This window comes from Pseudarthrobacter enclensis (assembly GCF_001457025.1).
Taxonomy (GTDB): domain Bacteria; phylum Actinomycetota; class Actinomycetes; order Actinomycetales; family Micrococcaceae; genus Arthrobacter; species Arthrobacter enclensis.
This window is the reverse complement of sequence record NZ_KQ758599.1, coordinates 158717-181069: the sequence shown is the minus strand read 5'-3', so window position 1 is coordinate 181069 and position 22353 is coordinate 158717. Positions and strand designations below refer to the sequence as shown.

Below are 22353 nucleotides of genomic sequence, written 5' to 3'. Positions count from 1 at the left end.
CGCGCCCTGGGTACGCCGCTGGTAGTGTTCCTGGATTCTGGACGGAAACGGACGGGGTGATTGTGTGGACGGCCATGCAACGGACGACGACGGGCTGACCGAGGCGGTGCAGGAGTCCGGCGCGGTGGAGCTGCTGCTGATCCGTCACGGCGAGAGCGAAGGCAACGTCGCGGCCACGGAGGCGCACCTTGCCGGCGCGGAGGTGATCGACGTCCCGGCGCGGGACGCGGACGTCAACCTCTCCGGCGTCGGACGGGAGCAGGCCACGGCCTTGGGAAACGCCCTGGCCCGGATCGCCGAGGAGTTCCGGCCGGACGCCGTGGTGTCCTCGCCCTACGCCCGGGCGCTGCAGACCGCGCAGACCGCTGTGGATGCAGCCGGCTGGTCCGTGAAGGTCCAGGTGGACGAGCGGCTCCGCGACCGTGAACTGGGCATCCTCGACCGGCTGACACGGCTGGGCGTGGAGACGCGGTACCCGGAGGAAGCCGAGCGCCGGTCCTGGCTTGGCAAGCTCTACTACCGGCCGCCGGGCGGGGAATCGTGGGCGGACGTCGCCCTGCGGATTCGGTCTGTGCTGGATGAGCTGAACAACCTGGGCACCGGGCACCGCGTCATGCTGGTCTGCCACGATGCGGTGATCATGCTGTTCCGCTATGTGATCGAGGGGATGTCGGAGCAGGAGCTGCTGGACCTGGCTGCCGGCACCTCGATCCTGAACGCGTCCATCACCAAGTATGTGCGCCCCGCCAGCGAGGGTCCCTGGAAGCTGGAAAGCTTCAACGTGGCGGACCACCTGGCCGAGCAGGGCGTGGCCGTCACCGAGCACGGCGGGGATGCCAATGTCCGCCCCCGGTGACTCCGGCCCCACCCTGGTCACGCCGTCCCTGCTCCGGGATTGGCGCCTGCCGGCCCCGGGCGAGGACAAGTACTCACGCGGGGCGGTGCTGGTGGTGGGCGGCGCCCGGGCCACCCCGGGGGCTGCGGTCCTGGCCGGGACGGCGGCGCTGCGCGCAGGGGCGGGAAAACTGACCCTGGCCGTTGCCGCCTCGGTGGCGGGGCAGGTGGGAGTTGCGGTGCCGGAGTGCGGTGCCGTGGGGATGCCGGAGACTGACGGCGGGTCGGTCACCGCCGGGGGCGTTGACCGGATCGCCTCCTACCTGGACAAGGCGGACGCCGTCCTGGTGGGGCCCGGCCTTGACGACCAGGACCTTGCCGGAGAGCTGTTGCAGGCCCTGCTGGAACGGGAGGAATCCAAAGGTTCGGAAGGCTCCGGCGGAGGCGCCGCCGTCGTCCTCGATGCGTTCGCCCTGGGTGCGCTGGGACCCTTGGAGGACAGGCTGGGGCCCTGGCGCGGCCGGCTGATCCTGACGCCGAACCCCACGGAGGCCGGCATCCTGCTGGGCCGGGACCCGGAAGACCTGGAAGCGGACGTCCTGGACATCGCCAACCGCTACGGTGCGGTGGTGAGCTGCCAGGGACTGATTGCCGCGCCGGGCGGTGACGGGCAGGACGCGCAGCTGTGGAAGATCACCACCGGCTACGGCGGGCTGGGCACCTCGGGCAGCGGGGACGTCCTGGCCGGCACGATCGCCGGGTTGAGGGCGCGCGGCACCACTGCCGCGCAGGCCGCCTGCTGGGGAACGCACCTGCACGCGGCGGCGGCGGACCGGCTGGCGAGCCGGATGGGGCCGCTGGGGTTCCTGGCCCGCGAACTGTCCGATGAACTGCCGGCGCTGATGCTGGAACTGGGCACCTGAACCCTGCTGTCCCCGGATTAGGGGTGCTGTGCCGGGGCAAGCGGATGGCCCCCTGCATCAACGCGGAGGGCCATCGTCTCGGAGGGGATCACTCGCAACTGCCGATGCGCTACCGGCGCTGTGGCGTTCCGTAACGGCAATCGCCCAAAACTGGCAGATACAACGCGTTCGGATCCTCCCGGTACCTCTCGTTCTACACCGCAGGGTCCGCCACCACAAGGCATCCCCGCCGGTAACTTGGACGGCCCCCGGCCGGAGCCGGGAGCCGCCGTATCGGGGCGCGCGGCACAAGCTGCCGGTGCGCTGTTTGGCGCTGTGGCGTGCACAGAGTGGCGAATCGCCCAAGAAAGGCAGTCAACACTAAGGCCGGCGCCCCGATCCTGTGGGAATCTACGCTGCGATCTCCTGTTTTGCTCCCTTCGTCTCGATTTCGATCTTGCGCGGCTTGGCCTTCTCGGCGACCGGGATCCGGAGCGTCAGGACGCCGGCGTCGTAGCTGGCTTTGACGTTTTCCGTGTCCAGGGTGTCGCCGAGGATCAACTGGCGGCTGAACACACCGCGCGGCCGTTCGGAGGCGATCAGTTCCGTGTCCTTGCCGGCCGGGTCAGGACGTTCCGCCCGCACTGTGAGGACGTTCCGTTCCACATCCAGGTCCACCGATTCCGGCGTGACCCCGGGCAGGTCGAAGGCGACGACAAAGTCGTGATCCTCCCGCCAGGCGTCCATGGGCATCGCTGCCGGACGGGCCGTGGTGCCGAGGACCTGCTGGGCCAGCCTGTCCAGCTCGCGGAACGGATCGGTTCGCATCAACATGGCTTTCCTCCTCATAAGAGTGGTCCAACATTGTAGTTTTTGGTCTCAGCCGATCTGTGGTGGCTGATATAGATTTTTTAGCACTCAGGGCATAGGTCTGCAAGCCCTTCGGCAAGACTTTTTGACCACATTTTTTCGGCCCCCGGCAGGTCTTCCCGGCATGGGAAAGGGCCCTCAACACCGGAGTGCGGAGGGCCCTTGTTGGCGGATCTTGTCCGGGGTCAGTCCCGGGTGGGATCGGGCCGCAGCGGCGCCGGGCCGGGATCCGGCACGGGCAGCGGCCCCGGCGGTTCGGGGGTGGGGAACGGGCTGGGGGCAGGCGGGCCGGGATGGCCGGGCTGCGTCGGATCAGGCGAGGTGGGGTCGGGCCCGGGCTCGGGCGGGAACGGCGACGGTTCGTGCACTGGCGGGATGGTCATGGAACTTCCCTTCTCACGCTGGGCGGATGTGACTGGAACTGACCACGATACGCCTGCCGCCTCCCTCCCAACAGGCTTGCCCCTCGCTCCCACCCCTCCCCGGTTGCGCTATCACTTTTGGTCCCTAAACCCGAGTTTTAGGAGCCCAAAGTGATGGAGCATCACGACGGCGGGAGGTCGCCACCGTGCGCCGCGTCCAGTCCGTCCGCCCCGCCCCGGCGGCCCCGCCAGTCGTCCCAAGTGCCAGGCCGGGGCCTGCGGTCCGGGGCACCCCCCCCGCCAAGCACCGGCAACCCCGGATGCGCTATCACTTTTGGTCCCTAAACCCGGGTTTTAGGAGCCCAAAGTGATAGGGCAACCGGGGGGGGTTCTTCCCCATCAGCGAACGGCGGCCACAGTGAGGTGCCCGGTCTATATATTGAATCCATGACCTCCACTCCGCTGCAGGATTCCACCAGCACCCCCGCGTCCGCCGCCACTCCTCCCGTGGCCAAAAGGGTCCCCCTCGAACGGACGCACCACGGGGACACGTTCGTGGACAACTACGAATGGCTGCGGGACAAGGAGTCCGCCGAGGTGGTGGCACACCTGAAGGCGGAGAACGCCTACCAGGAAGCCGTCACCGCGCACCAGGAACCGCTGCGCGAGGCGATCTTCCAGGAGATCAAGGGCCGCACCCAGGAAACGGACCTCTCGGTTCCGCACCGCAAGGACGGCTGGTGGTACTTCAGCCGCTCCGTGGAAGGCAAGGAATACGGCATCCAGTGCCGCGTCCGCGCCGCGGATACCGGCGACAGGATCGCCGACTGGACGCCGCCCGCCGTCGAGCCCGGGGTGGATATCCCCGGCGAGGAAGTCCTGCTGGACGGCAACGTCGAAGCCGAAGGCAAGCCGTTCTTCTCCATCGGCGGTACCGCGGTGACGGTGGACGGCACCCTCTACGCCTACGCCGTGGACAACTCCGGCGACGAGCGCTTCACCCTGCGCATCAAGGACCTCCGCACCGGCGAACTGCTGCCGGACGTCCTGGAGAACATCTTCTATGGCGTCACCTTTTCCCCGGACGGCACCCGTATCTTCTACACGGTGGTGGACGAGTCCTGGCGCCCCTACCAGGTGAAGGCGCACGTCCTGGGCACGGACGTCAGCGAGGACACGGTGATCTACCAGGAGGACGACCCCGCCATGTGGCTGGGCTTCGAACTCTCGGCGGACCGGCGCCACCTGGTCCTGGGCATCGGCTGCTCCGAGTACAGCGAAACCAGGCTGCTCCGCTTCGACGACCCCGCCCAGCAGGTCACCACCGTCATCTCCAGGGACGAACGCGTCCTGTACGAGGCCGAGCCGTTCCTGCTCGACGGCGAAGAAAAGGTCCTGCTCACGCACAACCGCGGCGCCATCAACTCCATGGTCTCCCTGGCGGACCCGGCCGAGCTCGCCAAGCCGCTGGCAGACCAGGCATGGCAGACCGTCGTCGAGCATTCCGACGACGTCCGCGTCAACGGCGCCGGCGTCACCTCCACCCACCTCATCGTGTCCATCCGCAAGGACACCATCGAGCGCGTCCAGGTGTTGGGCCTGGCCGGACTGGGCACGCCGGTGCAGCAGGAACCGGTGGAGCCGGCGTTCGACGAGGAGCTGTACACCGCCGGGGTGGGCGGCTCGGACTACGAGGCGCCGGTGATCCGGCTGGGCTACACGTCCTACTTCACGCCGTCGCGCATCTACGACTTCGTCCTGCCCACTGCCGAACAGCCCGCCGGCGAACTGCTGCTGCGCAAGGAAAGCCCCGTCCTGGGCGGCTACGACGGCAGCGATTACATCGCCTCCAGGGAATGGGCGACGGCGGCGGACGGCACCCGCATTCCGCTCTCCGTCCTGCGGCACAAGAGCATCAAGCAGGATTCGACGGCGGCCGGCCTGGTGTACGGGTACGGCTCCTATGAGATGAGCATGGACCCGGGCTTCGGCATCGCCCGGCTGTCCCTGCTGGACCGCGGCGTGGTGTTCGTGATCGCGCACATCCGCGGCGGCGGCGAACTGGGCCGGCACTGGTACGAGGACGGCAAGAAGCTCACCAAGAAGAACACCTTCACGGACTTCATCGCCGCCACGGACTGGCTGGCCGGCTCGGGTTGGGTGGACCCGGCCCGGATTGCGGCCCTGGGCGGCTCGGCCGGCGGCCTGCTGATGGGCGCCATCGCCAACATGGCGCCGGAGAAGTACGCCGCCGTTGTGGCGCAGGTGCCGTTCGTGGACCCGCTCACCAGCATCCTGGACCCGGACCTGCCGCTGTCCGCCCTGGAGTGGGAGGAATGGGGCAACCCAATCACCGATCCAGAGGCCTACGCCTACATGAAGTCCTACTCCCCCTACGAGAACGTGCGGGAGGTGGCGTACCCCAGGATCGCCGCCGTCACGTCCTTCAACGACACCCGCGTCCTCTACGTGGAGCCCGCCAAGTGGGTGCAGGAACTGCGCAACAGGACCACGGGATCCGAGCCGATCCTCATGAAGATCGAGATGGACGGCGGCCACGGCGGCGCGTCCGGCCGGTACGTGCAATGGCGCGAACGGGCTTGGGATTACGCGTTCATCGCCGACTCCCTGGGCGCCACGGAGCTGCTCCCGGGGGCCGGGCTGAAGTAAAAGGCGCCGCCTCAGGCGCCCTCCGCGGGTATCCATAAATGATCACCATGCTTACGATTGTGGGGCACCTGTTTTCTGCCAGCGCATGCCGAAGGAGCAACGATGTCACTCAGCAAGGGAACAAAAGTGGAATGGAACACTTCCCAGGGCAAGACGCACGGCAAGATCGTGGAGAAGAAGACCAGCGATTTCGAGCTGGACGGCAACACCCACCGCGCCAGCGAGGACGAGCCGCAGTACGTGGTGGAGTCGGACAAGACCGGAGCCCGGGCAGCGCACAAGGCCTCGGCACTGACCGAAAAGAAGTAGCGCCGTGGCCGCTCAGCACGAGGTGGTCATCATCGGCGGCGGCAATGCGGGGGTGTCACTGGCGGCGCGCCTGGAACGGTACGGGGTCAAGGACATTGGGCTGATCGAGCCCAAGGAGCACCACCTTTACCAGCCCCTGTTCTCGCACATCGCCGGCGGCCGGGCGCAGGCAAAAGAGGCGGTCCGGACCCAGGAGTCGGTCACCCCGAAGGGCGTCTCCTGGATCCGGGACAGCGCCGTGGACGTGGACGGGAACAGCAACACGGTCACCCTGGCGTCCGGCGCCACCGTGGCCTACGGCCAGCTGGTGGTGTGCCCGGGACTGCAGTTCGACTGGGATGACGTGCCGGGCCTGGCCGCGGCGGTCCATTCACCGCACGGGGCAACGCACTACGAGTTCGACCTTGCCCCGAAGGCGTGGACCCTCCTTAGCGGCCTCACCGAAGGCACCGCGGTGTTCACCATGCCTGCCGGGCCCATCAAGTGCGGCGGCGCCAGCCAGAAACCGATGTACCTTGCCTGCGACTACTGGCGGCAGCAGGGGGTGCTGGACAAGATCAGGGTGGTGATGGTCCAGCCGTACCCCACGGTGTTCGGCGTCCCGGAAGTGGACCGGGAACTGGACCGCAAGATCGCCGAGTACGGCATCGAGCTGTGGACCGACAGCGAACTGGTGTCCGTGGACGCCGCCGGCCGGGAGGCCACGGTCCGGAACCTCAAGACCGGCAGCGAGGAAACCCTGCGGTACGACGTCCTCAACGCCGTCCCGCCGCAGTCAGCGCCGAACTGGCTGAAGGCCACGGACCTGCCGGCGGCGTCGGACAAGGGCGGGTTCGTGGAGGTGGACCGGCAGACGCTCCGCCACCTCCGCTACCCGAACATCTGGTCCCTGGGCGATGCCGCCGCCACCAGCAACTCCAAGGCCGGCGGCGCCCTGCGCAAGCAGACCAAGGTGCTGGCCAAGAACCTGGTGGCCGCCCGGAAGGGAAAGGCGCCCACCGAAAAGTACAACGGCTACTCGGTGTGCCCGTTCACCGTGTCCCGCGACACCGTGGTGTTCGCCGAGTTCGACGACCGGTACCGGCCCATGCCCACCATCCCCCGCGTCCCCACGTGGAACGAGAGCAGGCTGTCCTGGGTGGTGGACCGGGACATCTTCCCGCAGGTGTACTGGAACCTGATCCTCAAGGGCCGGGCATAGGGTTGCCGCCGGAGACCGGAACGTCCTCCGCGCGCCATTCCTCCGCCAGCACGGCGTAAATCAGTTCGGTGGCCCACTGGTCCTTGTAGAACCATTTTTCCACGTGCCTGGCCTCCAGGCGCATCCCCAGCCGGGTGCACAGGGCCGCGGAGGCCGTGTTGAGTTCATCCAGCCGCGCCTCGACGCGGTGCAGGCCGAGCTCCCCGAATCCGAGGTCCAGGACCGCTCCCGCTGCTTCGGCGGCGTACCCCTTGCCGCGCGCCTCCGGGGCCAGGGACCAGCCCACCTCTGCCTGCCCCTGCCCGGGAAGCCACTTGAGGACCACCTCGCCCAGCAGGCCCGGCCGGTCCCGGCCCTCAACGGCCAGGCACAGCCAGTCCCCCTCCTTCTGGAACACAAAGTTGGCGTACCGGCCCACGTACTCCATGGCCTTGGTGTACGTCTTGGGCGGGCCGGGCAGGAACCGTGCGGTTTCCGGCAGCGAGTGGTAGGCGTAGAACGCGTCGAGGTCGCCGGCTTCGAAGCGGCGCAGGACCAGCCGGTCGGTGAGGACGGGCAGCTCGATGTCCGGCATGGCCGTGGCTAGCGGGATTCGCTCACGACGCCGGCCGTTGCCTCGGCGATGGCCCGTTCCTCGTCCGTGGGCACCACCAGGACGGGGATGGCCGACTGGCTGGTGCTGATCACCCGCGGTTCCTTGGACCGCTCTTCGTTCAGGCCGGCGTCGACCTCGATGCCCAGCGCCCCCAGCCGGTCCGCCACCAGCGCACGGAACTGGTGGGAGTTCTCGCCGATGCCCGCGGTGAACACCAGCGCCTTGGCCCCGCCGACGGCCACGTGGTAGCCGCCGATGTACTTGGCCAGCCGGTAGGAGGCCACCGCGAGCGCCATGGCGGCCCTGGCGTTGCCGTCCTCCGCGGCTTCCACCACGGAGCGCATGTCATTGTTCCCGGCCAGGCTCTTGAGTCCGGATTCCCGGTTGAGCATGGAGTCGATGTCTTCCGGGGTCCAGCCGGCCCGGCCCAGGAACACCAGGATGGACGGGTCCAGGTCGCCGGACCGGGTGCCCATCACCAGTCCTTCGAGCGGGGTGAACCCCATGGAGGTGTCCACGGACCGTCCGCCCTGGATGGCCGTGACGGAGGCGCCGTTGCCCAGGTGGGCGATGACGCCGTCGAACTCCTCCAGCGGCAGGTCCAGCAGCGTGGCGGCGCGGCGCGCAACGTACTCGTGCGAGGTGCCGTGGAAGCCGTAGCGGCGGATGCCGTGGTTGGTGTACAGCTCGTCCGGGACGGCATAGCGCCAGGCGTGCTCGGGCAGGGTGCGGTGGAAGGCCGTATCGAACACCGCGACCTGCGGCATGTCCGGCCATTTCCTGGTGATGGCACGGATGCCCAGGACGTTGGCCGGGTTGTGCAGCGGCGCCAGCGGGTTGAGCCGTTCGATGGCGCGGGTGATCTCGTTGTCGATCAGCACCGGCTCGGCGAACCGTTCCCCGCCGTGCACCACGCGGTGTCCCACGGCTCCCAGTTCAAGGTCGCCCAGCTCCTCATGGATGGCCGACTCCACCTGCTCCAGCGCCTCCGCGTGGTCCCGGGGGCCGGTGACCTCGCCGTCGCCGTCACCGCCGTTCCCCTGGCCGATCTTCTCGATCAGCCCCTCCGTCAGGACCGACCCGGCGGCAACATCGCGCACCTGGTACTTGAGCGAGGACGAACCGGAGTTGATGACGAGCACGAGCATGCGGGGCCTCCTGAGCCTGGCGTCTGCAGTTCAAACCCCACTATAGGTGCCGCGGCATCCGGGAACCCTGCACCCAACTTGTATATGAGAATCATTCTCATTAGAGTCGTGGGCATGCAACTCACTTTGATCAGCTCCCTGGACGCCCTGTGCCGCCAGCAGGCCTGCGACGCCCTGGCCGAAGAGAACCCGGGCACGGTCATGGTCCTCCACGACCTGCTGGAAAACGGACTGGTCATCCGGAGGCTGGTCCGCGGCCGGGAAATCCTCGAACGGACGGAAACGCACCTTGAGCACGGCTGCCTCAGCTGCACGGTCCGACTGGATATTGTTCCCACCGTGGAACGGCTGATTGAACGCGGCGAGCGGACAGCCATCCTCGGCCTCCCGCCGGGAGTGTCCCTGGAAGCCGCCATCGGAGCCCTGCAGCGCGGGCTTCCCGGCGCCGAAGTCGCCAATGCCGTCCTGGCCTGCGCCCCGGATGCACTGGAGGACCACATCTGGGACCGCCACACGCTGTTCGAGTCCGGCTTCACCGCCGCCCCGGAGGACCACCGGACGCCGGGCGAGTTCCTGCTGGGTGAACTCTGCTTCAGCGACACCGTCCTGCTGGCCGAGCCCGACGTGGTCCCCGCCGACCCCGCGATGCGCCGCCGGGGCCTCCAGCTCATCCCGGAACTGGCACCGCACGCCCACATCGCGGCCGGACACGGCGACATCCGCCCGGGCAGCCATGACTGCCGGGAAGCGCTGGGACGCTCAAACCCCGGCGCGGTGCGCATCCCGGCGTCGTCCGCTACGCCACCCTTCACTACCGTGGTCCACCGGTCGGCACGGCCCCTCCACCCGCGCAGGTTCCAGGAAGCGCTGCCGTCCCTCGCCGAAGGGTGCACTTGGCTGCGCGGCAGGCTGTGGATCGCCTCCGCACCCAAGCGCCGGATCGCCATCCAGGGCATCGGCCCCCGCGTCTGGCTTGAAAACACGGGGCCCTGGCTGGCAGACCGGACCCCGGAGGCTGGTGCTCCACTGGAGGATGTGGACGGCCACCTGGACTGGCACCCCGTCCACGGAGACCGATGCACCGTCATCGCAGCAACCGGCGACGGGCTCGACGCCGCAGAGATCGCCGCCCTGCTGCGCCGCTGCGAACTGACGGACGCGGAGATGGAGGCAGGCTTCGGCAACCTCCCGGACCCGTTCCACCTCGAACCCGGCCCGGGCCTGAACCCGCCGGGCCAGCAGGAAGAAAACCCGTTGACCCCCACCCCAAGGAGCACACCATGAAAGTCAGAAATTCACTCCGGGCCCTGAAGAAGATCCCCGGCGCGCAGATCGTGCGGCGGGGCGGCAGAACCTTCGTGATCAACAAAAAGAACCCGCGGATGAAGGCCCGCCAAGGGTGAGGCTGCCCGGACAGCACCGGCTCCCATTGCCACCCGGGGCGGCAGGGGCCTAGAGTCGGCGGACAAGGCTGGACCACGTCGAGAGGACCTTCCCGTGACGAACGACCCCACTGCAGGCGAAGAGAACGACCCCACCAACACCGGCTCCAGCAGCACCGCCCCGCTTGGGCCCGGCGAAGGGACAGGCTCCGGCTCCGGCGCGAAGGACCCCACCGGCGTCGAAGGCGCCAACCCGGCGCTGGACGACACCGGTGGCCTGAAGGCGGCGGAGACCGGTGAGGCCCCCGAAGCTCCGGAGGACCGCGACGGCCTGGACCTGACACCGCAGGGGCTTTCCGATGAACCGGCCAAGGAAGAAGACCCGGAGAGCCCGGCCAAACCGGACAACAGCTAGCGGCACACAAAGAACGACGGCGGCACCCGGCTTGCGTGAAGAAGCCGGGTGCCGCCGTCGTACTTTTTGTCTAGCCAGGCTTCAGGCCTGGGCCTGGATGGCGGTGATGGCCACCGTGTTCACGATGTCCTCCACGGTGCAGCCGCGGGAGAGGTCGTTGACGGGCTTGCGGAGGCCCTGCAGGACCGGACCCACCGCCACGGCGCCGGAGCTCTGCTGCACGGCCTTGTAGGTGTTGTTGCCGGTGTTCAGGTCCGGGAAGATGAACACCGTCGCCTGGCCGGCCACGGACGAGCCCGGCATCTTGGACGCGGCAATCGAGGCGTCCACGGCGGCGTCGTACTGGATGGGGCCTTCGACGGCGAGGTCCGGGCGGCGCTCGCGGACCAGTTCGGTGGCCTGCCGTACCTCGTCCACGGCCTCCCCGGAGCCGGACCCGCCGGTGGAGTAGGACAGCATGGCCACCCGCGGCTCCACGCCGAACTGGGCAGCCGTCTCGGCCGAGGCCAGGGCGATGTCCGCCAGCTGCTCCACGTTGGGGTCCGGGTTGACGGCGCAGTCCCCGTAGACCAGCACCCGGTCCGGCATCAGCATCAGGAACACCGAGGAGACGATCTTCACGCCGTCACGGGTCTTCACGAACTCGAGCGCCGGGCGGATGGTGTGCGCTGTGGTGTGCGCTGCGCCGGACACCATGCCGTCCACCACGCCGAGCTGGACCATCATGGTGCCGAAGTAGCTCACGTCCTGCATGGTTTCCAGTGCCTTGCCCAGGTCAACGCCCTTGTGCGCCCGCAGTTCGGCGTACTTCTCGGCAAACTTTTGCCGCAGTTCCGAGGTGGCGGGGTCGATGATGGTGATCCCGGTGAGGTCGATGCCTCTGGATGCTGCCAGTTCCCGCACGTTCGATTCCGGGCCCAGGACGGTCAGGTCGCACACGTCGCGGCGGTGCAGGATCTCGGCGGCCCGGAGGATCCTTACGTCCGTGCCCTCCGGCAGGACCACGTGCCGGCGCTGCGCCCGCGCCCGTTCGATCAGGTCGTGCAGGAACCGCAGCGGGGTCATCCGCTCCGCCCGGGGCAGGTGCAGCCGCTCCACCAGTTCGGCTTCGTCCACGCGGCGGGACCACAGGCCCAGGGCGGAGGCCACCTTGCGGCGGTGCCCGGACCAGATCTCGCTGCGGACTTCGGACACCCGGCGGGCGGTGGTGTAGGTGTCCGCCGAGGCGGCGAACACCGGGAACGGGGCCTGCGCCAGGAGCGGATAGATGTTGGCGTCCGGCGCCAGCCCGCCGGTAAGGATGAGGGCCGAGGCCACCGGGAACTCCGGCGAGAAGGAGGACGCCAGGCAGGCCACCATCACGTCGGCCCGGTCCCCCGGGACGATCACCAGCGCCCCCTCGTCCAGGACGTTGAGGAAGTTGCCCACGTTCATGGCTGCCACCTTGATGTCCTTGACGTCGCGCTCCATGTCCGCCTGGCCGGCGATCTGCCGGATGCCCAGCGCGGCCGCCACTTCGCCGGTGGTGGGCCTGGCGATCTCCTCCAGCTCGGGCAGGACGTAGACGGGCCGGTTCGAGGCGCCGGGCTTGATGGCGGCGGCGATGTCCTCGACGTCTTCCGGGTCCGCCCGGTTGACCATGATGGCCAGCAGCGAGCACTTCTCGGCGGCGAGTTCCTTACGGGCCACCTCGACGGCGGCGGCAGCCTCGCTGACCGTCCGGCCCTTAGCACCCACCACGGCCACGACGGGCGCGGCGAGGTTGTTGGCCAGGCGGGCGTTCAGGTCGAATTCGACGGCGGCATCCTGGCCGGTCAGGTCCGTTCCCTCCACGATCACCACGTCGCAGTGCCGGGCGATGTCGGCGAAGATCTCGACGCAGCGCGAATCGATCTCCTCGCGGTTGCCCTCCGCCAGCAGGGCCCGCACTTCCTCGTAGGTGAGGCCGCCGCGACAGCGCTCATCCTCCAGCGCGAACCGGGACTTCATCAGGGTGACCATGGGATCCTCGCTGGCCACGGGCCCCTGGACCACCGGTTTGAAGAACCCGATCCGGTCCGCGTGCCGGTGCAGGGTGTCCGCCACCCCCAAGGCGACAAGTGACTTGCCCGATCCGGGTGTGGTTGCGCTGACGTAGATGCCCTTGGCCATGGTCCGCCCTTTGCTGTGTTCGCTGGTGCCGGCCCTCCCATCCTTGCACCTCAGGCGCCCCAAAGAACAAAGGTGCGTGCCGCCGTCGTGCGTTCCAGCCCGGTTGCTTTCCCTCCCACCAAGCGGCGCGCCGCGGACGACGGCGTGTCCCCCCGCTTTGGCGCCCGGAGCAGCCAAGTAACCGGGCAGGAATGCACGCACGGGACAGGCCCCTGCTCTTGACACCGGACCCCCTCATGGGATTACCTAATGAACATTCGGTAAATAAAGCTGGAGGCAATGACGCATGGCTGAAGCAACACTTTCCGGGGCCACCCACCCCATCCTGGACAACGACTACGCCTCCGAGTGGATGGGCATCGAAGTCCTGGGTCTCAGCGACGGCCACGCCACCATCCGGATGACCCTCCGGCAGGAAATGCTCAACGGCTTCGGCATGGCCCACGGCGGAATGATCTTCGCCTTCGGCGACACCGCCTTCGCCCTCGCGTGCAACCCCATCAGCCCCGCACCCGGCGAGGAAAACACCATCACCGTGGCCTCCGGCGTCGACATCAACTTCCTCAAGCCGGCCTTCCGCGGCCAGGTCCTCACCGCCGTCGCCGACCGCCGCTCCAGCGCCGGACGCAGCGGCCTCTACGACATCCAGATCTTCGCCGCCGATGCCGCCCCCGGGACGGAACCCGGCACCGGCACCCCGGGCGAGCTCATCGCCGAGTTCCGCGGACGCAGCCGCACCATCCCCAAGAAGTAGGAAAACCATGACCCTGCATGCCCCCGAAACCCCCGCCGCCGAGGCCCTCTCCGCGCAGGCGGCCCCCGCAGCCGCCGGCACCGACGCCGTCCTGGACCGCGAGGAGACCATCTCCCGCGATGAGCTCGAGGCCCTCCAGCTCAAGCGCCTGCAGCACACGGTGGCCTACGCCTACGAGCGCGTGCCGCTGTACAAGCGCAAGTTCGACGACGCAGGCATCCACCCGAACGACCTGCGCGAACTCAGCGACCTGGGCAACTTCCCCTTCACCACCAAGGAGGACCTGCGCCAGGAGTACCCGTTCGGCATGTTCGCGGTGCCACAGAACGAGGTGGCCCGGATCCACGCCAGCTCGGGCACCACCGGCCGGCCCACCGTCGTCGGGTACACCAAGCAGGACCTGGCCGACTGGGCCAAGCTCGTGGCCCGCAGCTTCCGCGCCTCCGGCATCCGCCCCGGCATGAAGGTCCACAACGCCTACGGCTACGGCCTGTTCACCGGCGGCCTGGGCGCGCACGCCGGCGCCGAGGCCCTGGGCTGCACGGTCATCCCCATGTCCGGCGGCCAGACCGAACGCCAGATCCAGCTGATCCAGGACTTCAAGCCGGACGCCATCCTGGCCACCCCCACCTACCTGCTCACCATCGCCGACGCCATGGCCCACATGGGCATCGACCCCGCCTCCACGTCCCTCAAGTTCGCCGTGCTCGGCGCGGAGCCGTGGACGCAGGAGATGCGGCACGAGCTCGAGGTCATGATGAACATCAAGGCCTGCGACATTTACGGCCTGTCCGAGGTCATGGGCCCGGGCGTCGCCGGCGAGGCCGTGGAAACCCAGGACGGCAGCCACATCTGGGAGGACCACTTCCGCCCGGAGATCATCGACCCCTTCAACCCGGCCCCCGGCAAGGAAAACGTCCTGGGCGACGGCGAACACGGCGAACTGGTCTTCACTTCCCTCACCAAGGAAGCCCTGCCGATCATCCGCTACCGCACCAAGGACCTCACCCGGCTGCTGCCCGGCACCGCCCGCCCCGCGCACCGCCGGATGGGCCGCATCACCGGCCGCAGCGACGACATGATCATCCTGCGCGGCGTGAACCTCTTCCCGTCCCAGATCGAGGAGATCGCGCTCCGCATCCCCGAGCTCAGCCCGCACTTCCAGCTTGAGCTCACCCGCCCCGAAGGCCAGCGGATGGACCAGCTGACGGTCAAGATCGAGCGCCGGGACAACGTCACCATCGAGCAGAGTTCGACGGCGGGACGCGCCTTGAAGGAGCAGATCAAGATCCACGTGGGTTCGTCGTGCATGGTGGACGTGGTGGAGCCCGGCTCGCTTGAGCGCTCCAACGGCAAGCTGCGCCGGATTTACGACATGAGGCCGAAGGGATAGACGGCCACGTCGGCCCGGACCTGCGCTGCTGCCTGTCCGGGCCGACCGACCGTTCGTGAGAAACTAGCCACTATGCCCAGCACCACCCAGACCACCAGCACCAACGGCACGGCCGGCAATGGGACCGCCAAGCGCGGCCGCCCCGGCTACGACCAGCAGTCGGTGCTGCGCATCGCCGTCGACGTGTTCAACCGCCACGGCTACGACGCCACGTCGATGGGGATTCTCGCGGACAACCTGGGCATCTCCAAGTCCGCCATCTACCACCACGTCCCCTCCAAGGGGGACCTGCTCAAGCTTGCCCTGGACCACGCCCTGGGTGGCCTGGAGTCCATCCTGGAGCAGCCCGAGGCCACCGCCGGGGCAGCGGACGCCCGGCTGGAGTTCGTGCTCCGCCAGACGGTGGCCGTACTGGTGGAGCGGCTTCCCTTCGTCACTCTCCTGCTGCGGCTGCGCGGCAACACGGAGATCGAGCGGGACGCGCTGGAACGCCGGCGCACCTTCGACCACAAGGTTGCCGCACTGATTTCGGCCGCCCGGGACGAGGGGTCGCTGCGCCAGGACATTGACCCCCGCACCGTCACCCGGCTGCTGTTCGGCATGATCAACTCCATTGTCGAGTGGTACAAGCCGGGCGGTTCGCTCTCGCCCCAGCGCCTCGCCGACGACGTCATCACCATGGCCTTCGACGGGCTGCACGGGAACACGGCGTCCACAGCTTCCTGATCCGGAACCCCTGATACTAAGGGTGCTTGGTATTTTTCCCGCTTCGCGGCTACGGTGGTAGAAAACCGTCCGCAGGAGGTTGGACATGAGCCACGCCACCGGCCCGGGCTGCCGCACCAGGCACCGGACCTCCGCCGCCGCAGCGATGCTGGGCGCCGCCGTCGTGCTGTCCGCGTGCACCGGCTCCCCCACGTCCCCGGCAGCCAGCGAAACCTCCGGCCCGGCAGCGACTGCAACGGCATCCTCCGCGCCCTCCGGCCAGGCTCCCGCCGGTGACAGCGATGCGGACAGCCGCCTTCCCCGGCTCGTCGAGGACCTCGCCCCGTCCGTGGTGACCATCTTTACCGACGGCGGCCTGGGCAGCGGCGTGGTGTACTCCGCCGAAGGGCTCATCATTACGAATGAACACGTGGTCAAAGGCGCCACCACCGTGGAGGTGGGATTCGCTGACGGGCAGCGGGTGAAGGGCACCGTCAAGGCCACCGACGCCGTCACGGACCTGGCCCTGGTCCAGGCGGACCGGACGGGCCTGCCCAAGCCCACGTACCAGACCGCGCTGCCGAAAGTCGGCGAAGGGGCACTGGTCCTCGGCTCGCCGCTGGGCTTCGAGAACACAGCCACCGCCGGGATCATTTCCGGCCTGCACCGGTCCATCCCGGGATCGGCGTCCAACAGCCTTTCCCTGGTGGACCTGATCCAGACCGACGCCCCCATCAGCCCGGGCAACTCCGGCGGCGCCGTCATCAACATGCGCGGCGAGATCATTGGCATCAGCGAGGCCTACATTCCGCCGTCGGCCGGCGCCGTCTCCCTGGGTTTCGCGATCCCCGCCGCCACCGCGGTGGAAGTGGCCGAGGAACTGCTGGCCACCGGAACGGCCAAGCACGCCTACATGGGCCTCACGCCCGGCGAGCTGACGGCACAGATCGCTGGCCGGCTGGGCATCGAACCCGGCAGCGGCGTCCTGGTCCTGGCGGTCGACGACGACGGGCCGGCAGGCAAGGCGGGCATCCGCCCCGGGGATGTGCTGGAGTCCCTGGAAGGCGTCGCGCTGACCGCTCCGGAGAAACTCCTCGCGGAACTCCGCGGCCGCAACCCCGGCGATACCGTCGGCGTCAAGGCCAAGCGGGGAGACCAAAGCCTGGACCTCAAGGTGGACCTCACCGACCGGCCCGCAACCACAGCCACCCGATAGGAAGGTATGGAAATGAGCACGCACAAGGAAGAACCCGACGCAGGTTTCATCGTCCCGGATCCGTCGAAGCTCCGGGAGGACATTCCCGGCGACGCCGCCGATGAAGCGAACGCCATCCGGTTCAGCGAGGAACAGGCGCTGATCGAGGAGCAGGCCCACGGCGTCCGGCCGGACACGTACAGCGTCCCGTCCGGCGGTCCCACCCTGGACGAGGCACGCGGCAACATGGACCTTTCCGACCGCAGCGAGTCCGGTCACGGCACCGGACGGGAGGATGACAGCAGCGACGACGGCCTGCACGGCGGCGCCGAGTCGTAGGTCCTCCCACAGCACCGCGGCTCCCGCCGCGGGACGGCATCACCACAGGCCCCGCGATGGGCAGCACTGCCCATCGCGGGGCCTGCTGCTGCCGCCTACGCTTGAAGCATTCAAGGGGGCAACCGGGGGAATTACTCAGCTCACTTAGCACCCAATAAATCCATACGTTATAGTTACCGTGTTCGCATCACTTATCAGGGGGAATAATGATCAACTACCGCACCTCTCTGCGCCCATTTACCGCTCTGGGCATGGCCGCCGTCCTGGGACTGGGACTCTCGGCCTGTGCATCGGAAGCCCCGGCAGCCTCGGAATCCCAGGCCGCGCCGGAGGCCTCTGAATCCGCCTCCGTATCACCGAGCGCCTCCGCCCGCGCCACAGCGTCCGAATCCGCTCCCGCGGCCGGTGCCGCTGGTACCGCCAAGGACCTCACGGCACCCGGCACCAAGCTCGGGCTCGGTGAGAAGGCCGTGACGCACTCCAACACCGGGAAGGACCCTGCGGACGCCAAGTACGTCGAAGCCACCTACACCACCAGCGTCACCAAAATCACGGCGGGCGCCGAGGCCGATCTCGCCGCTTTGAAGGACGCTGCAAAGTTCGCCGGCCAGACCCCGTACTACGTTTTCACCGAGCACACCCTGGACAGCCTCAGCAAGCCGTCCGCGGGCATCAGCGAACCGCGCCTGAGCGCGCAGCTGAAGGACGGCACGGACGCCCAGAAGCTGATCATCATTGGCTCCCTGGACCAGTGCCCCACCAAGCGGTTCGAAACCACGGGCTCGGGCGACAACCTGAGCTACAAGGTGGGAAGCAGCATGACCTCATGCCAGGTCTTTTTGGCGCCGGCAGGCGATGAGATTGTCTCGGCCGATTACGCGGACTCGGGCTTCAGCTACGCCAGCTCCAGCGACAACCCGTACCGCAAGAACCCCATCGTCTGGTCCAAATAGGAATCCGCAGACCTGCAGGCAGGGGCCGCCCCGATCCGACCGAGGCGGCCCCTGCTGCTTTGTGCGTTGGCCCTGGCGACGCCTAGACCTGGTACTCCGGCTGGCCGTTCCTGCTTTCATGGACGCACAGGATGTTGTGCTCGGTGTCCATGAACCACGCACACTTCTCCGAGTCGGTGGTGCAAATATGGTTCTCGGTCCGCAGATGGGGCAGGTCGTAGTCCTGGAACTGCACGCCCAGCGCTTCCATCTCACGGACGGTCCGCTCGATGTCCGTCACCTCGAAGCTCAGGGCCGTGTGTTCGGAGTGCCTGCCGTCAGAGACCGGCATCAACTGCAGCATCGGGCCGCCGTCGGTACCGAGCAGTTCGCTTCCATCGTCTGTCTTGCCGCGGTGCGGGAGTCCGAGCTTCTCGGTGTAGAAGCTGCGGGCGCGGGCTGCGTCATCGACCGGCAGGATGGTTGTGGCTGTGTTCATTTTCAGGGCCATGGGGCCACCTCCTACGGGCAGAATTTTACGCTTCCACCCCGAAAAAAGCCCCGCCAACCCCTCGATGCCCTATCACTTGGGGTCCCTAAAGCCGGGTTTTAGGGACCCCAAGTGATAGGGCACCAGGAGGGGGTTGGGTTGGGGGCTACTTTTCGACGAGGGTGAGGACGTCGTAGGTGGCCACGATCTCGTCGTCCTGGTTGGTGAGGACGGCGTCCCAGGCCACCTCACCGTATTCGTCCGTTTCGCGCGGGGTGATCTTCTTGGCGGTGAGGGTCACCCGGATGGAGTCGCCGGCGGCCACGGGGGTGATGAAGCGCAGGTTCTCCAGGCCGTAGTTGGCCAGGACGGGACCCGGGGCGGGCTCCACGAACAGTCCCGCGCCCCAGCTCAGCAGCAGGTAGCCGTGCGCCACGATGCCGGGGAAGAAGGGGTTGGCTTCCGCCGCTTCCTGGTTGGTGTGGGCGTAGAAGGTGTCCCCGGTGGAGTTGGCGAAGGCCGTGATGTCCTCCAGGGTGACCTGCCGGAGCTCGGAACGGACGGCGTCGCCGATCCGCAGGGTGGACAGGTGCTTCCGGAACGGGTGGGTCCCCTCCGTCTCCACCGTGAAGTTCCGGTCGGACCCGGCATGCCAGACGCCGGTGACGGCGGTGAGCATGTTCGGTGATCCCTGGATAGCCGTGCGCTGCATGTGGTGCATGACGGAGCGAATGCCGCCCAGTTCCTCGCCGCCGCCGGCGCGGCCGGGGCCGCCGTGGACCAGGTGCGGCACGGGCGAGCCGTGGCCCGTGGAGGTGCGGGCGTCTTCCCGGTTCAGCACGAGGACGCGGCCGTGGTGGGCGGCGATGCCGGTGACCAGTTCGCGGGCCACGTCTGGATCGTTGGTGCAGACAGAGGCCACCAGCGAACCGCCGCCGCGGGCAGCCAGCCGCACCGCGTCCGCCAGGTCCTTGTAGCCGATGACGGAGGACACCGGGCCGAAGGCTTCCAGCGAGTGGATCGCTTCCGCTTCCGGGTTGTCCCAGTTCAGGACGACAGGGGCCATAAACGCGCCACCGTCCACTACCCCGGTGGTTCCGTCGGCGGAGGTGACCGACGGCGAATCGAGGGTTCCGAACGCAAGCTCACCGCCGGCGTCGAGCATGGACTGGACGGCGGCACGGACGTCCTCAAGCTGCTCCACGGAGGCCAGCGCTCCCATGGTGACGCCCTCGCCGCGGGGGTCGCCCAGCACTACCCGCTCGGTGATGCGCTTTCCGACGGCGGCGGACACCGCCGGCACCAGCTCCTGCGGCACGATGGCCCTGCGGATGGCGGTGCACTTCTGGCCTGCCTTGACGGTCATCTCGGTGACCACGGACTTGACGAAGGCCTCGAATTCCGGGGTGCCCTCAACGCCGTCGGGACCCAGGATAGCAGCGTTCAGCGAGTCGGTTTCCGAGGTAAACCGGACGCCGCCCTCCACCACGTTGGGGTGGGCCTTCAGGGACTTTGCGGTGGACGCTGAGCCGGTGAAGGCCACCAGGTCCCGGTAGTCCAGCACGTCCAGCAGGCCGCGGACGGAGCCGGAGACCAGCTGCAGCGAGCCCTTGGGCAGGATGTTGGACTCGACAATGGCCTTGACCACGGCCGCGGCGACATAGCCGGTGGGGGTGGCGGGCTTGACGATGGTGGGGACGCCGGAGATGAAGGCGGGCGCGAACTTTTCCAGCATGCCCCACACCGGGAAGTTAAAGGCGTTGATCTGCACGGCGACGCCCGGGATGCGCGTGTAGATGTGCTCGCCGGCGAAAGAGCCGTCCTTGGACAGCACTTCCATGGGGCCGTCCACCACTACCTGGGAGTTGGGCAGCTCGCGCCGGCCCTTGGAGCCGAAAGTGAAGAGGACGCCGATGCCGCCGTCGATGTCCACCATGGAGTCGATCTTGGTGGCGCCGGTCTGGAAGGAGAAGTTGTAGAAGTGTTCGCGGCGGGCGTTCAGGTACTGGGCCAGTTCCTTGAGCTTCAGGGCGCGCTGGTGGAAGGTCAGCTTGCCCAGCTCATCCTGGCCGGTGGTGCGCCCGTAGTCCACCACGGCTGCCAGGTCCAGGCCTTCGGTGCTGACCTTGGCCAGGATTTCGCCGGTACTGGCGTCGCGCACCGGAGTTGCGCCGGCGGCACCGGCCTCCGGCGTCCACCAGGAGTCCATGACGAAGCTGGGCACCGTCTCCACGGTGTCGAGCGTGGCGTGGGGCGCTGTGGCAGTGGTGGTCATCGTTGACGGGTCCTTCCAACACAAGGGGCAGACAAACGGTCCATCTTTACTGACCGTCCGTTCGGTAATATAAGTACCATACAGGAATGTCCCTGCTGCACACTAGGAGAGCACATGAGCGCCCCCACCCCGGACCACTCCCCCACACAGCACGAACTCTGGAAGATCACCCTGGGTGAACTGGACGAGAAGATGGGCGTGAAGATCGTGGAGGAGTCCGTGGAACGCGTGGTGGCCACCATGCCCGTGGAAGGCAACCGGCAGTCGTTCGGGCTGCTGCACGGCGGTGCCTCGCTTGCGGTGGGCGAAGCCGTGGGATCCTGGGCGGCGGTCATCCACGCCAGCACCATGGGCAAGACCGCGGTGGGCGTTGACGTCTCTGCCACGCACCACCGCTCCGCCCGGGAGGGCCAAGTGACCATCACCGCCACCCCCATCCACCTCGGCGGGACGCTGGCCACCCACGAGGTGCTGATCACCAACGAGGCAAACCAGCGGCTGTGCACGCTGCGCATCACCAACCTGCTTATGAAACCCAAAAACTGACCCCCGCAATTTCGCCGGGCCTGCATCCACGGACCACCCTCCGGGAGTAATAAGCGCGTAAGCACAAACAGCCCGCAACCGGGCATCCCCCAAGGAGTTTGACATGCGCACAATGGGTTACGCCGCCGGAGCACTTTCACTCGCCGCTTCGCTGGCTTTTGCCGGTCCCGCCCAGGCCGGCGGATGGCACCACGGACACGACGACGACGACGCGCAACTGTCCGTCCTGCACGGCGTTCCGGGGCTGACCGTGGACGTCTGGGTCAACGGCACCCTCACCCTGGATGACTTCAAACCCGGCACCCTGGCAGGACCCCTGGAACTGCCGGGCGGCGATTACCGGATCGCTATCACGGCCGCCGATGCCACCAGCGCCGACAACCCCGTGATCGGGCCCGTGGACGTGGAACTCGACGACGGCGGCAACTACACCGCAGTGGCCCACCTCACCGCAGACGGCACCCCCACCGCCTCGCTCTTCGAAAACGACACCAAGGCACCCCGCAATGACAAGAAGGGCAAGCTGACCGTCCGGCACGTGGCAGCAGCTCCCGCCGTCGACGTCCTTGCCGGCGGGCAACCCGTCATCGAGGACCTCAGCAACCCGGATGAGGCAACGCTGAAGCTCAAGGCGGGCACCATTTCGGCGGCAGTGGCCGCGGCCGGCACCACCACGCCCGTGCTCGGCCCCACGGACGTCACTGTGGAGGCCGGCAAGAACACCATCGTCTACGCGTGGGGCAGCCTGGCAGACGGGACCCTGGCCGTGGCCACCCAGGTGGTCGAGGGCAAGGACAGGTGGCACGGCCGGCACTGACCCCGCGCCGGCAGTGACATAACTGGAGTGCGGGGCCGCCTTTGCAGCCCCGCACTCCAGCGCCACCG

The 22353-nt window shown here is 68.1% G+C and carries 23 protein-coding genes; 16 read left to right on the top strand and 7 right to left on the bottom strand.

What is annotated here, in order from left to right:
• The first annotated feature begins 64 nt into the window (after positions 1–64).
• Both AS031_RS00815 and AS031_RS00810 read left to right on the top strand, forming a co-directional pair.
• On the top strand, positions 65–856 hold the full coding sequence (locus AS031_RS00815) for a histidine phosphatase family protein (RefSeq protein ID WP_058266257.1): 792 nt from the start codon (positions 65–67) through the stop codon (positions 854–856).
• Positions 840–1757: an NAD(P)H-hydrate dehydratase gene (locus AS031_RS00810; RefSeq protein ID WP_058266256.1), complete on the top strand. Its 918-nt coding sequence runs from the start codon at positions 840–842 to the stop codon at positions 1755–1757. Before AS031_RS00815 ends, AS031_RS00810 begins: the two co-directional genes overlap by 17 nt.
• Positions 1758–2147: 390 nt before the next feature.
• On the opposite strand, the gene AS031_RS00805 is transcribed toward AS031_RS00810, so the two are convergent.
• Positions 2148–2570 (bottom strand): Hsp20/alpha crystallin family protein, encoded by a 423-nt coding sequence (locus tag AS031_RS00805; protein ID WP_058266255.1) that lies wholly within the window; start codon positions 2568–2570, stop codon positions 2148–2150.
• Positions 2571–2791: 221 nt separating this feature from the next.
• Positions 2792–2989 (bottom strand): hypothetical protein, encoded by a 198-nt coding sequence (locus AS031_RS19705; RefSeq protein ID WP_015938196.1) that lies wholly within the window; start codon positions 2987–2989, stop codon positions 2792–2794.
• A 426-nt stretch (positions 2990–3415) separates the two neighbouring features.
• On the opposite strand from AS031_RS19705, the gene AS031_RS00800 reads away from it, so the two are divergent.
• From AS031_RS00800 to AS031_RS00790, 3 genes are all read left to right on the top strand, one after another.
• Positions 3416–5638, top strand: coding sequence for a S9 family peptidase (locus tag AS031_RS00800; RefSeq protein ID WP_058266254.1), 2223 nt, complete (start codon positions 3416–3418; stop codon positions 5636–5638).
• Between the two features lie 102 nt (positions 5639–5740).
• A complete protein-coding gene (locus tag AS031_RS00795; protein WP_058266253.1) occupies positions 5741–5947 on the top strand; it encodes a hypervirulence associated TUDOR domain-containing protein in 207 nt (68 codons plus the stop codon).
• 4 nt (positions 5948–5951) lie between these two features.
• Complete coding sequence (locus tag AS031_RS00790) at positions 5952–7148, top strand: NAD(P)/FAD-dependent oxidoreductase (protein WP_058266252.1); 1197 nt, start codon at positions 5952–5954, stop codon at positions 7146–7148.
• On the opposite strand, the gene AS031_RS00785 is transcribed toward AS031_RS00790, so the two are convergent.
• Both AS031_RS00785 and AS031_RS00780 read right to left on the bottom strand, forming a co-directional pair.
• On the bottom strand, positions 7132–7722 hold the full coding sequence (locus AS031_RS00785) for a GNAT family N-acetyltransferase (protein ID WP_058266251.1): 591 nt from the start codon (positions 7720–7722) through the stop codon (positions 7132–7134). The genes AS031_RS00790 and AS031_RS00785 overlap by 17 nt on opposite strands.
• Before the next feature lie 8 nt (positions 7723–7730).
• Complete coding sequence (locus AS031_RS00780) at positions 7731–8891, bottom strand: acetate kinase (RefSeq protein WP_058266250.1); 1161 nt, start codon at positions 8889–8891, stop codon at positions 7731–7733.
• Positions 8892–9005: 114 nt separating this feature from the next.
• Between AS031_RS00780 and AS031_RS00775 the strand changes: the two genes are divergently transcribed.
• The 3 genes from AS031_RS00775 (at position 9006) to AS031_RS00765 (ending at position 10688) form a co-directional block, all read left to right on the top strand.
• Complete coding sequence (locus tag AS031_RS00775; RefSeq protein ID WP_082641911.1) at positions 9006–10175, top strand: GTP-binding protein; 1170 nt, start codon at positions 9006–9008, stop codon at positions 10173–10175.
• Positions 10172–10294 (top strand): type B 50S ribosomal protein L36, encoded by a 123-nt coding sequence (ykgO, locus tag AS031_RS00770; protein WP_058266249.1) that lies wholly within the window; start codon positions 10172–10174, stop codon positions 10292–10294. The genes AS031_RS00775 and ykgO overlap by 4 nt, the downstream gene beginning before the upstream one ends.
• 94 nt (positions 10295–10388) lie before the next feature.
• The gene (locus tag AS031_RS00765) at positions 10389–10688 is read left to right on the top strand and encodes a hypothetical protein (RefSeq protein WP_058266248.1); all 300 of its coding nucleotides are present in this window, start codon (positions 10389–10391) and stop codon (positions 10686–10688) included.
• Positions 10689–10769: 81 nt separating this feature from the next.
• On the opposite strand, the gene pta is transcribed toward AS031_RS00765, so the two are convergent.
• On the bottom strand, positions 10770–12839 hold the full coding sequence (pta, locus tag AS031_RS00760; protein WP_058266247.1) for a phosphate acetyltransferase: 2070 nt from the start codon (positions 12837–12839) through the stop codon (positions 10770–10772).
• Between the two features lie 286 nt (positions 12840–13125).
• On the opposite strand from pta, the gene AS031_RS00755 reads away from it, so the two are divergent.
• The 6 genes from AS031_RS00755 to AS031_RS00730 all read left to right on the top strand — a co-directional run bounded on the left by AS031_RS00755 (position 13126) and on the right by AS031_RS00730 (position 18178).
• Entirely contained in the window at positions 13126–13593 is a 468-nt protein-coding gene (locus tag AS031_RS00755; protein WP_058266246.1) for a hotdog fold thioesterase, read from the top strand.
• Positions 13594–13600: 7 nt separating this feature from the next.
• Positions 13601–14986, top strand: coding sequence for a phenylacetate--CoA ligase PaaK (gene paaK / locus AS031_RS00750; protein WP_058266245.1), 1386 nt, complete (start codon positions 13601–13603; stop codon positions 14984–14986).
• Positions 14987–15058: 72 nt separating this feature from the next.
• Positions 15059–15712: a TetR/AcrR family transcriptional regulator gene (locus AS031_RS00745; RefSeq protein ID WP_058266244.1), complete on the top strand. Its 654-nt coding sequence runs from the start codon at positions 15059–15061 to the stop codon at positions 15710–15712.
• A gap of 85 nt (positions 15713–15797) precedes the next feature.
• Complete coding sequence (locus AS031_RS00740; RefSeq protein WP_058266243.1) at positions 15798–16907, top strand: S1C family serine protease; 1110 nt, start codon at positions 15798–15800, stop codon at positions 16905–16907.
• 12 nt (positions 16908–16919) lie between these two features.
• Entirely contained in the window at positions 16920–17225 is a 306-nt protein-coding gene (locus tag AS031_RS00735; protein ID WP_058266927.1) for a hypothetical protein, read from the top strand.
• Positions 17226–17431: 206 nt separating this feature from the next.
• A complete protein-coding gene (locus AS031_RS00730) occupies positions 17432–18178 on the top strand; it encodes a hypothetical protein (RefSeq protein ID WP_058266242.1) in 747 nt (248 codons plus the stop codon).
• An 82-nt stretch (positions 18179–18260) separates the two neighbouring features.
• Here AS031_RS00730 and AS031_RS00725 read toward each other — a convergent pair whose 3' ends face one another.
• Together AS031_RS00725 and paaZ are read right to left on the bottom strand one after the other, a co-directional pair.
• Positions 18261–18656 (bottom strand): VOC family protein, encoded by a 396-nt coding sequence (locus tag AS031_RS00725; RefSeq protein WP_228379528.1) that lies wholly within the window; start codon positions 18654–18656, stop codon positions 18261–18263.
• A 157-nt stretch (positions 18657–18813) separates the two neighbouring features.
• Positions 18814–20922, bottom strand: a complete 2109-nt coding sequence (gene paaZ, locus AS031_RS00720; protein WP_058266240.1) for a phenylacetic acid degradation bifunctional protein PaaZ — start codon at positions 20920–20922, stop codon at positions 18814–18816.
• A 114-nt stretch (positions 20923–21036) separates the two neighbouring features.
• Between paaZ and AS031_RS00715 the strand changes: the two genes are divergently transcribed.
• Positions 21037–21468 (top strand): PaaI family thioesterase, encoded by a 432-nt coding sequence (locus AS031_RS00715; protein ID WP_058266239.1) that lies wholly within the window; start codon positions 21037–21039, stop codon positions 21466–21468.
• Positions 21469–21571: 103 nt separating this feature from the next.
• On the top strand, positions 21572–22285 hold the full coding sequence (locus tag AS031_RS00710; protein WP_058266238.1) for a DUF4397 domain-containing protein: 714 nt from the start codon (positions 21572–21574) through the stop codon (positions 22283–22285).
• Positions 22286–22353 lie beyond the last annotated feature (68 nt).

Bases quoted from the DNA above. Each gene is read 5' to 3' on its own strand.
- AS031_RS00810 (WP_058266256.1), top strand. From the start codon at position 840: ATGTCCGCCCCCGGTGACTCCGGCCCCACCCTGGTCACGCCGTCCCTG.
- AS031_RS00805 (WP_058266255.1), bottom strand. From the start codon at position 2,570: ATGTTGATGCGAACCGATCCGTTCCGCGAGCTGGACAGGCTGGCCCAG.
- AS031_RS19705 (WP_015938196.1), bottom strand. From the start codon at position 2,989: ATGACCATCCCGCCAGTGCACGAACCGTCGCCGTTCCCGCCCGAGCCC.
- AS031_RS00800 (WP_058266254.1), top strand. From the start codon at position 3,416: ATGACCTCCACTCCGCTGCAGGATTCCACCAGCACCCCCGCGTCCGCC.
- AS031_RS00795 (WP_058266253.1), top strand. From the start codon at position 5,741: ATGTCACTCAGCAAGGGAACAAAAGTGGAATGGAACACTTCCCAGGGC.
- AS031_RS00785 (WP_058266251.1), bottom strand. From the start codon at position 7,722: ATGCCGGACATCGAGCTGCCCGTCCTCACCGACCGGCTGGTCCTGCGC.
- AS031_RS00780 (WP_058266250.1), bottom strand. From the start codon at position 8,891: ATGCTCGTGCTCGTCATCAACTCCGGTTCGTCCTCGCTCAAGTACCAG.
- AS031_RS00775 (WP_082641911.1), top strand. From the start codon at position 9,006: ATGCAACTCACTTTGATCAGCTCCCTGGACGCCCTGTGCCGCCAGCAG.
- ykgO (WP_058266249.1), top strand. From the start codon at position 10,172: ATGAAAGTCAGAAATTCACTCCGGGCCCTGAAGAAGATCCCCGGCGCG.
- pta (WP_058266247.1), bottom strand. From the start codon at position 12,839: ATGGCCAAGGGCATCTACGTCAGCGCAACCACACCCGGATCGGGCAAG.
- AS031_RS00755 (WP_058266246.1), top strand. From the start codon at position 13,126: ATGGCTGAAGCAACACTTTCCGGGGCCACCCACCCCATCCTGGACAAC.
- paaK (WP_058266245.1), top strand. From the start codon at position 13,601: ATGACCCTGCATGCCCCCGAAACCCCCGCCGCCGAGGCCCTCTCCGCG.
- AS031_RS00745 (WP_058266244.1), top strand. From the start codon at position 15,059: ATGCCCAGCACCACCCAGACCACCAGCACCAACGGCACGGCCGGCAAT.
- AS031_RS00740 (WP_058266243.1), top strand. From the start codon at position 15,798: ATGAGCCACGCCACCGGCCCGGGCTGCCGCACCAGGCACCGGACCTCC.
- AS031_RS00735 (WP_058266927.1), top strand. From the start codon at position 16,920: ATGAGCACGCACAAGGAAGAACCCGACGCAGGTTTCATCGTCCCGGAT.
- AS031_RS00730 (WP_058266242.1), top strand. From the start codon at position 17,432: ATGATCAACTACCGCACCTCTCTGCGCCCATTTACCGCTCTGGGCATG.
- AS031_RS00725 (WP_228379528.1), bottom strand. From the start codon at position 18,656: ATGAACACAGCCACAACCATCCTGCCGGTCGATGACGCAGCCCGCGCC.
- paaZ (WP_058266240.1), bottom strand. From the start codon at position 20,922: ATGACCACCACTGCCACAGCGCCCCACGCCACGCTCGACACCGTGGAG.
- AS031_RS00715 (WP_058266239.1), top strand. From the start codon at position 21,037: ATGAGCGCCCCCACCCCGGACCACTCCCCCACACAGCACGAACTCTGG.
- AS031_RS00710 (WP_058266238.1), top strand. From the start codon at position 21,572: ATGCGCACAATGGGTTACGCCGCCGGAGCACTTTCACTCGCCGCTTCG.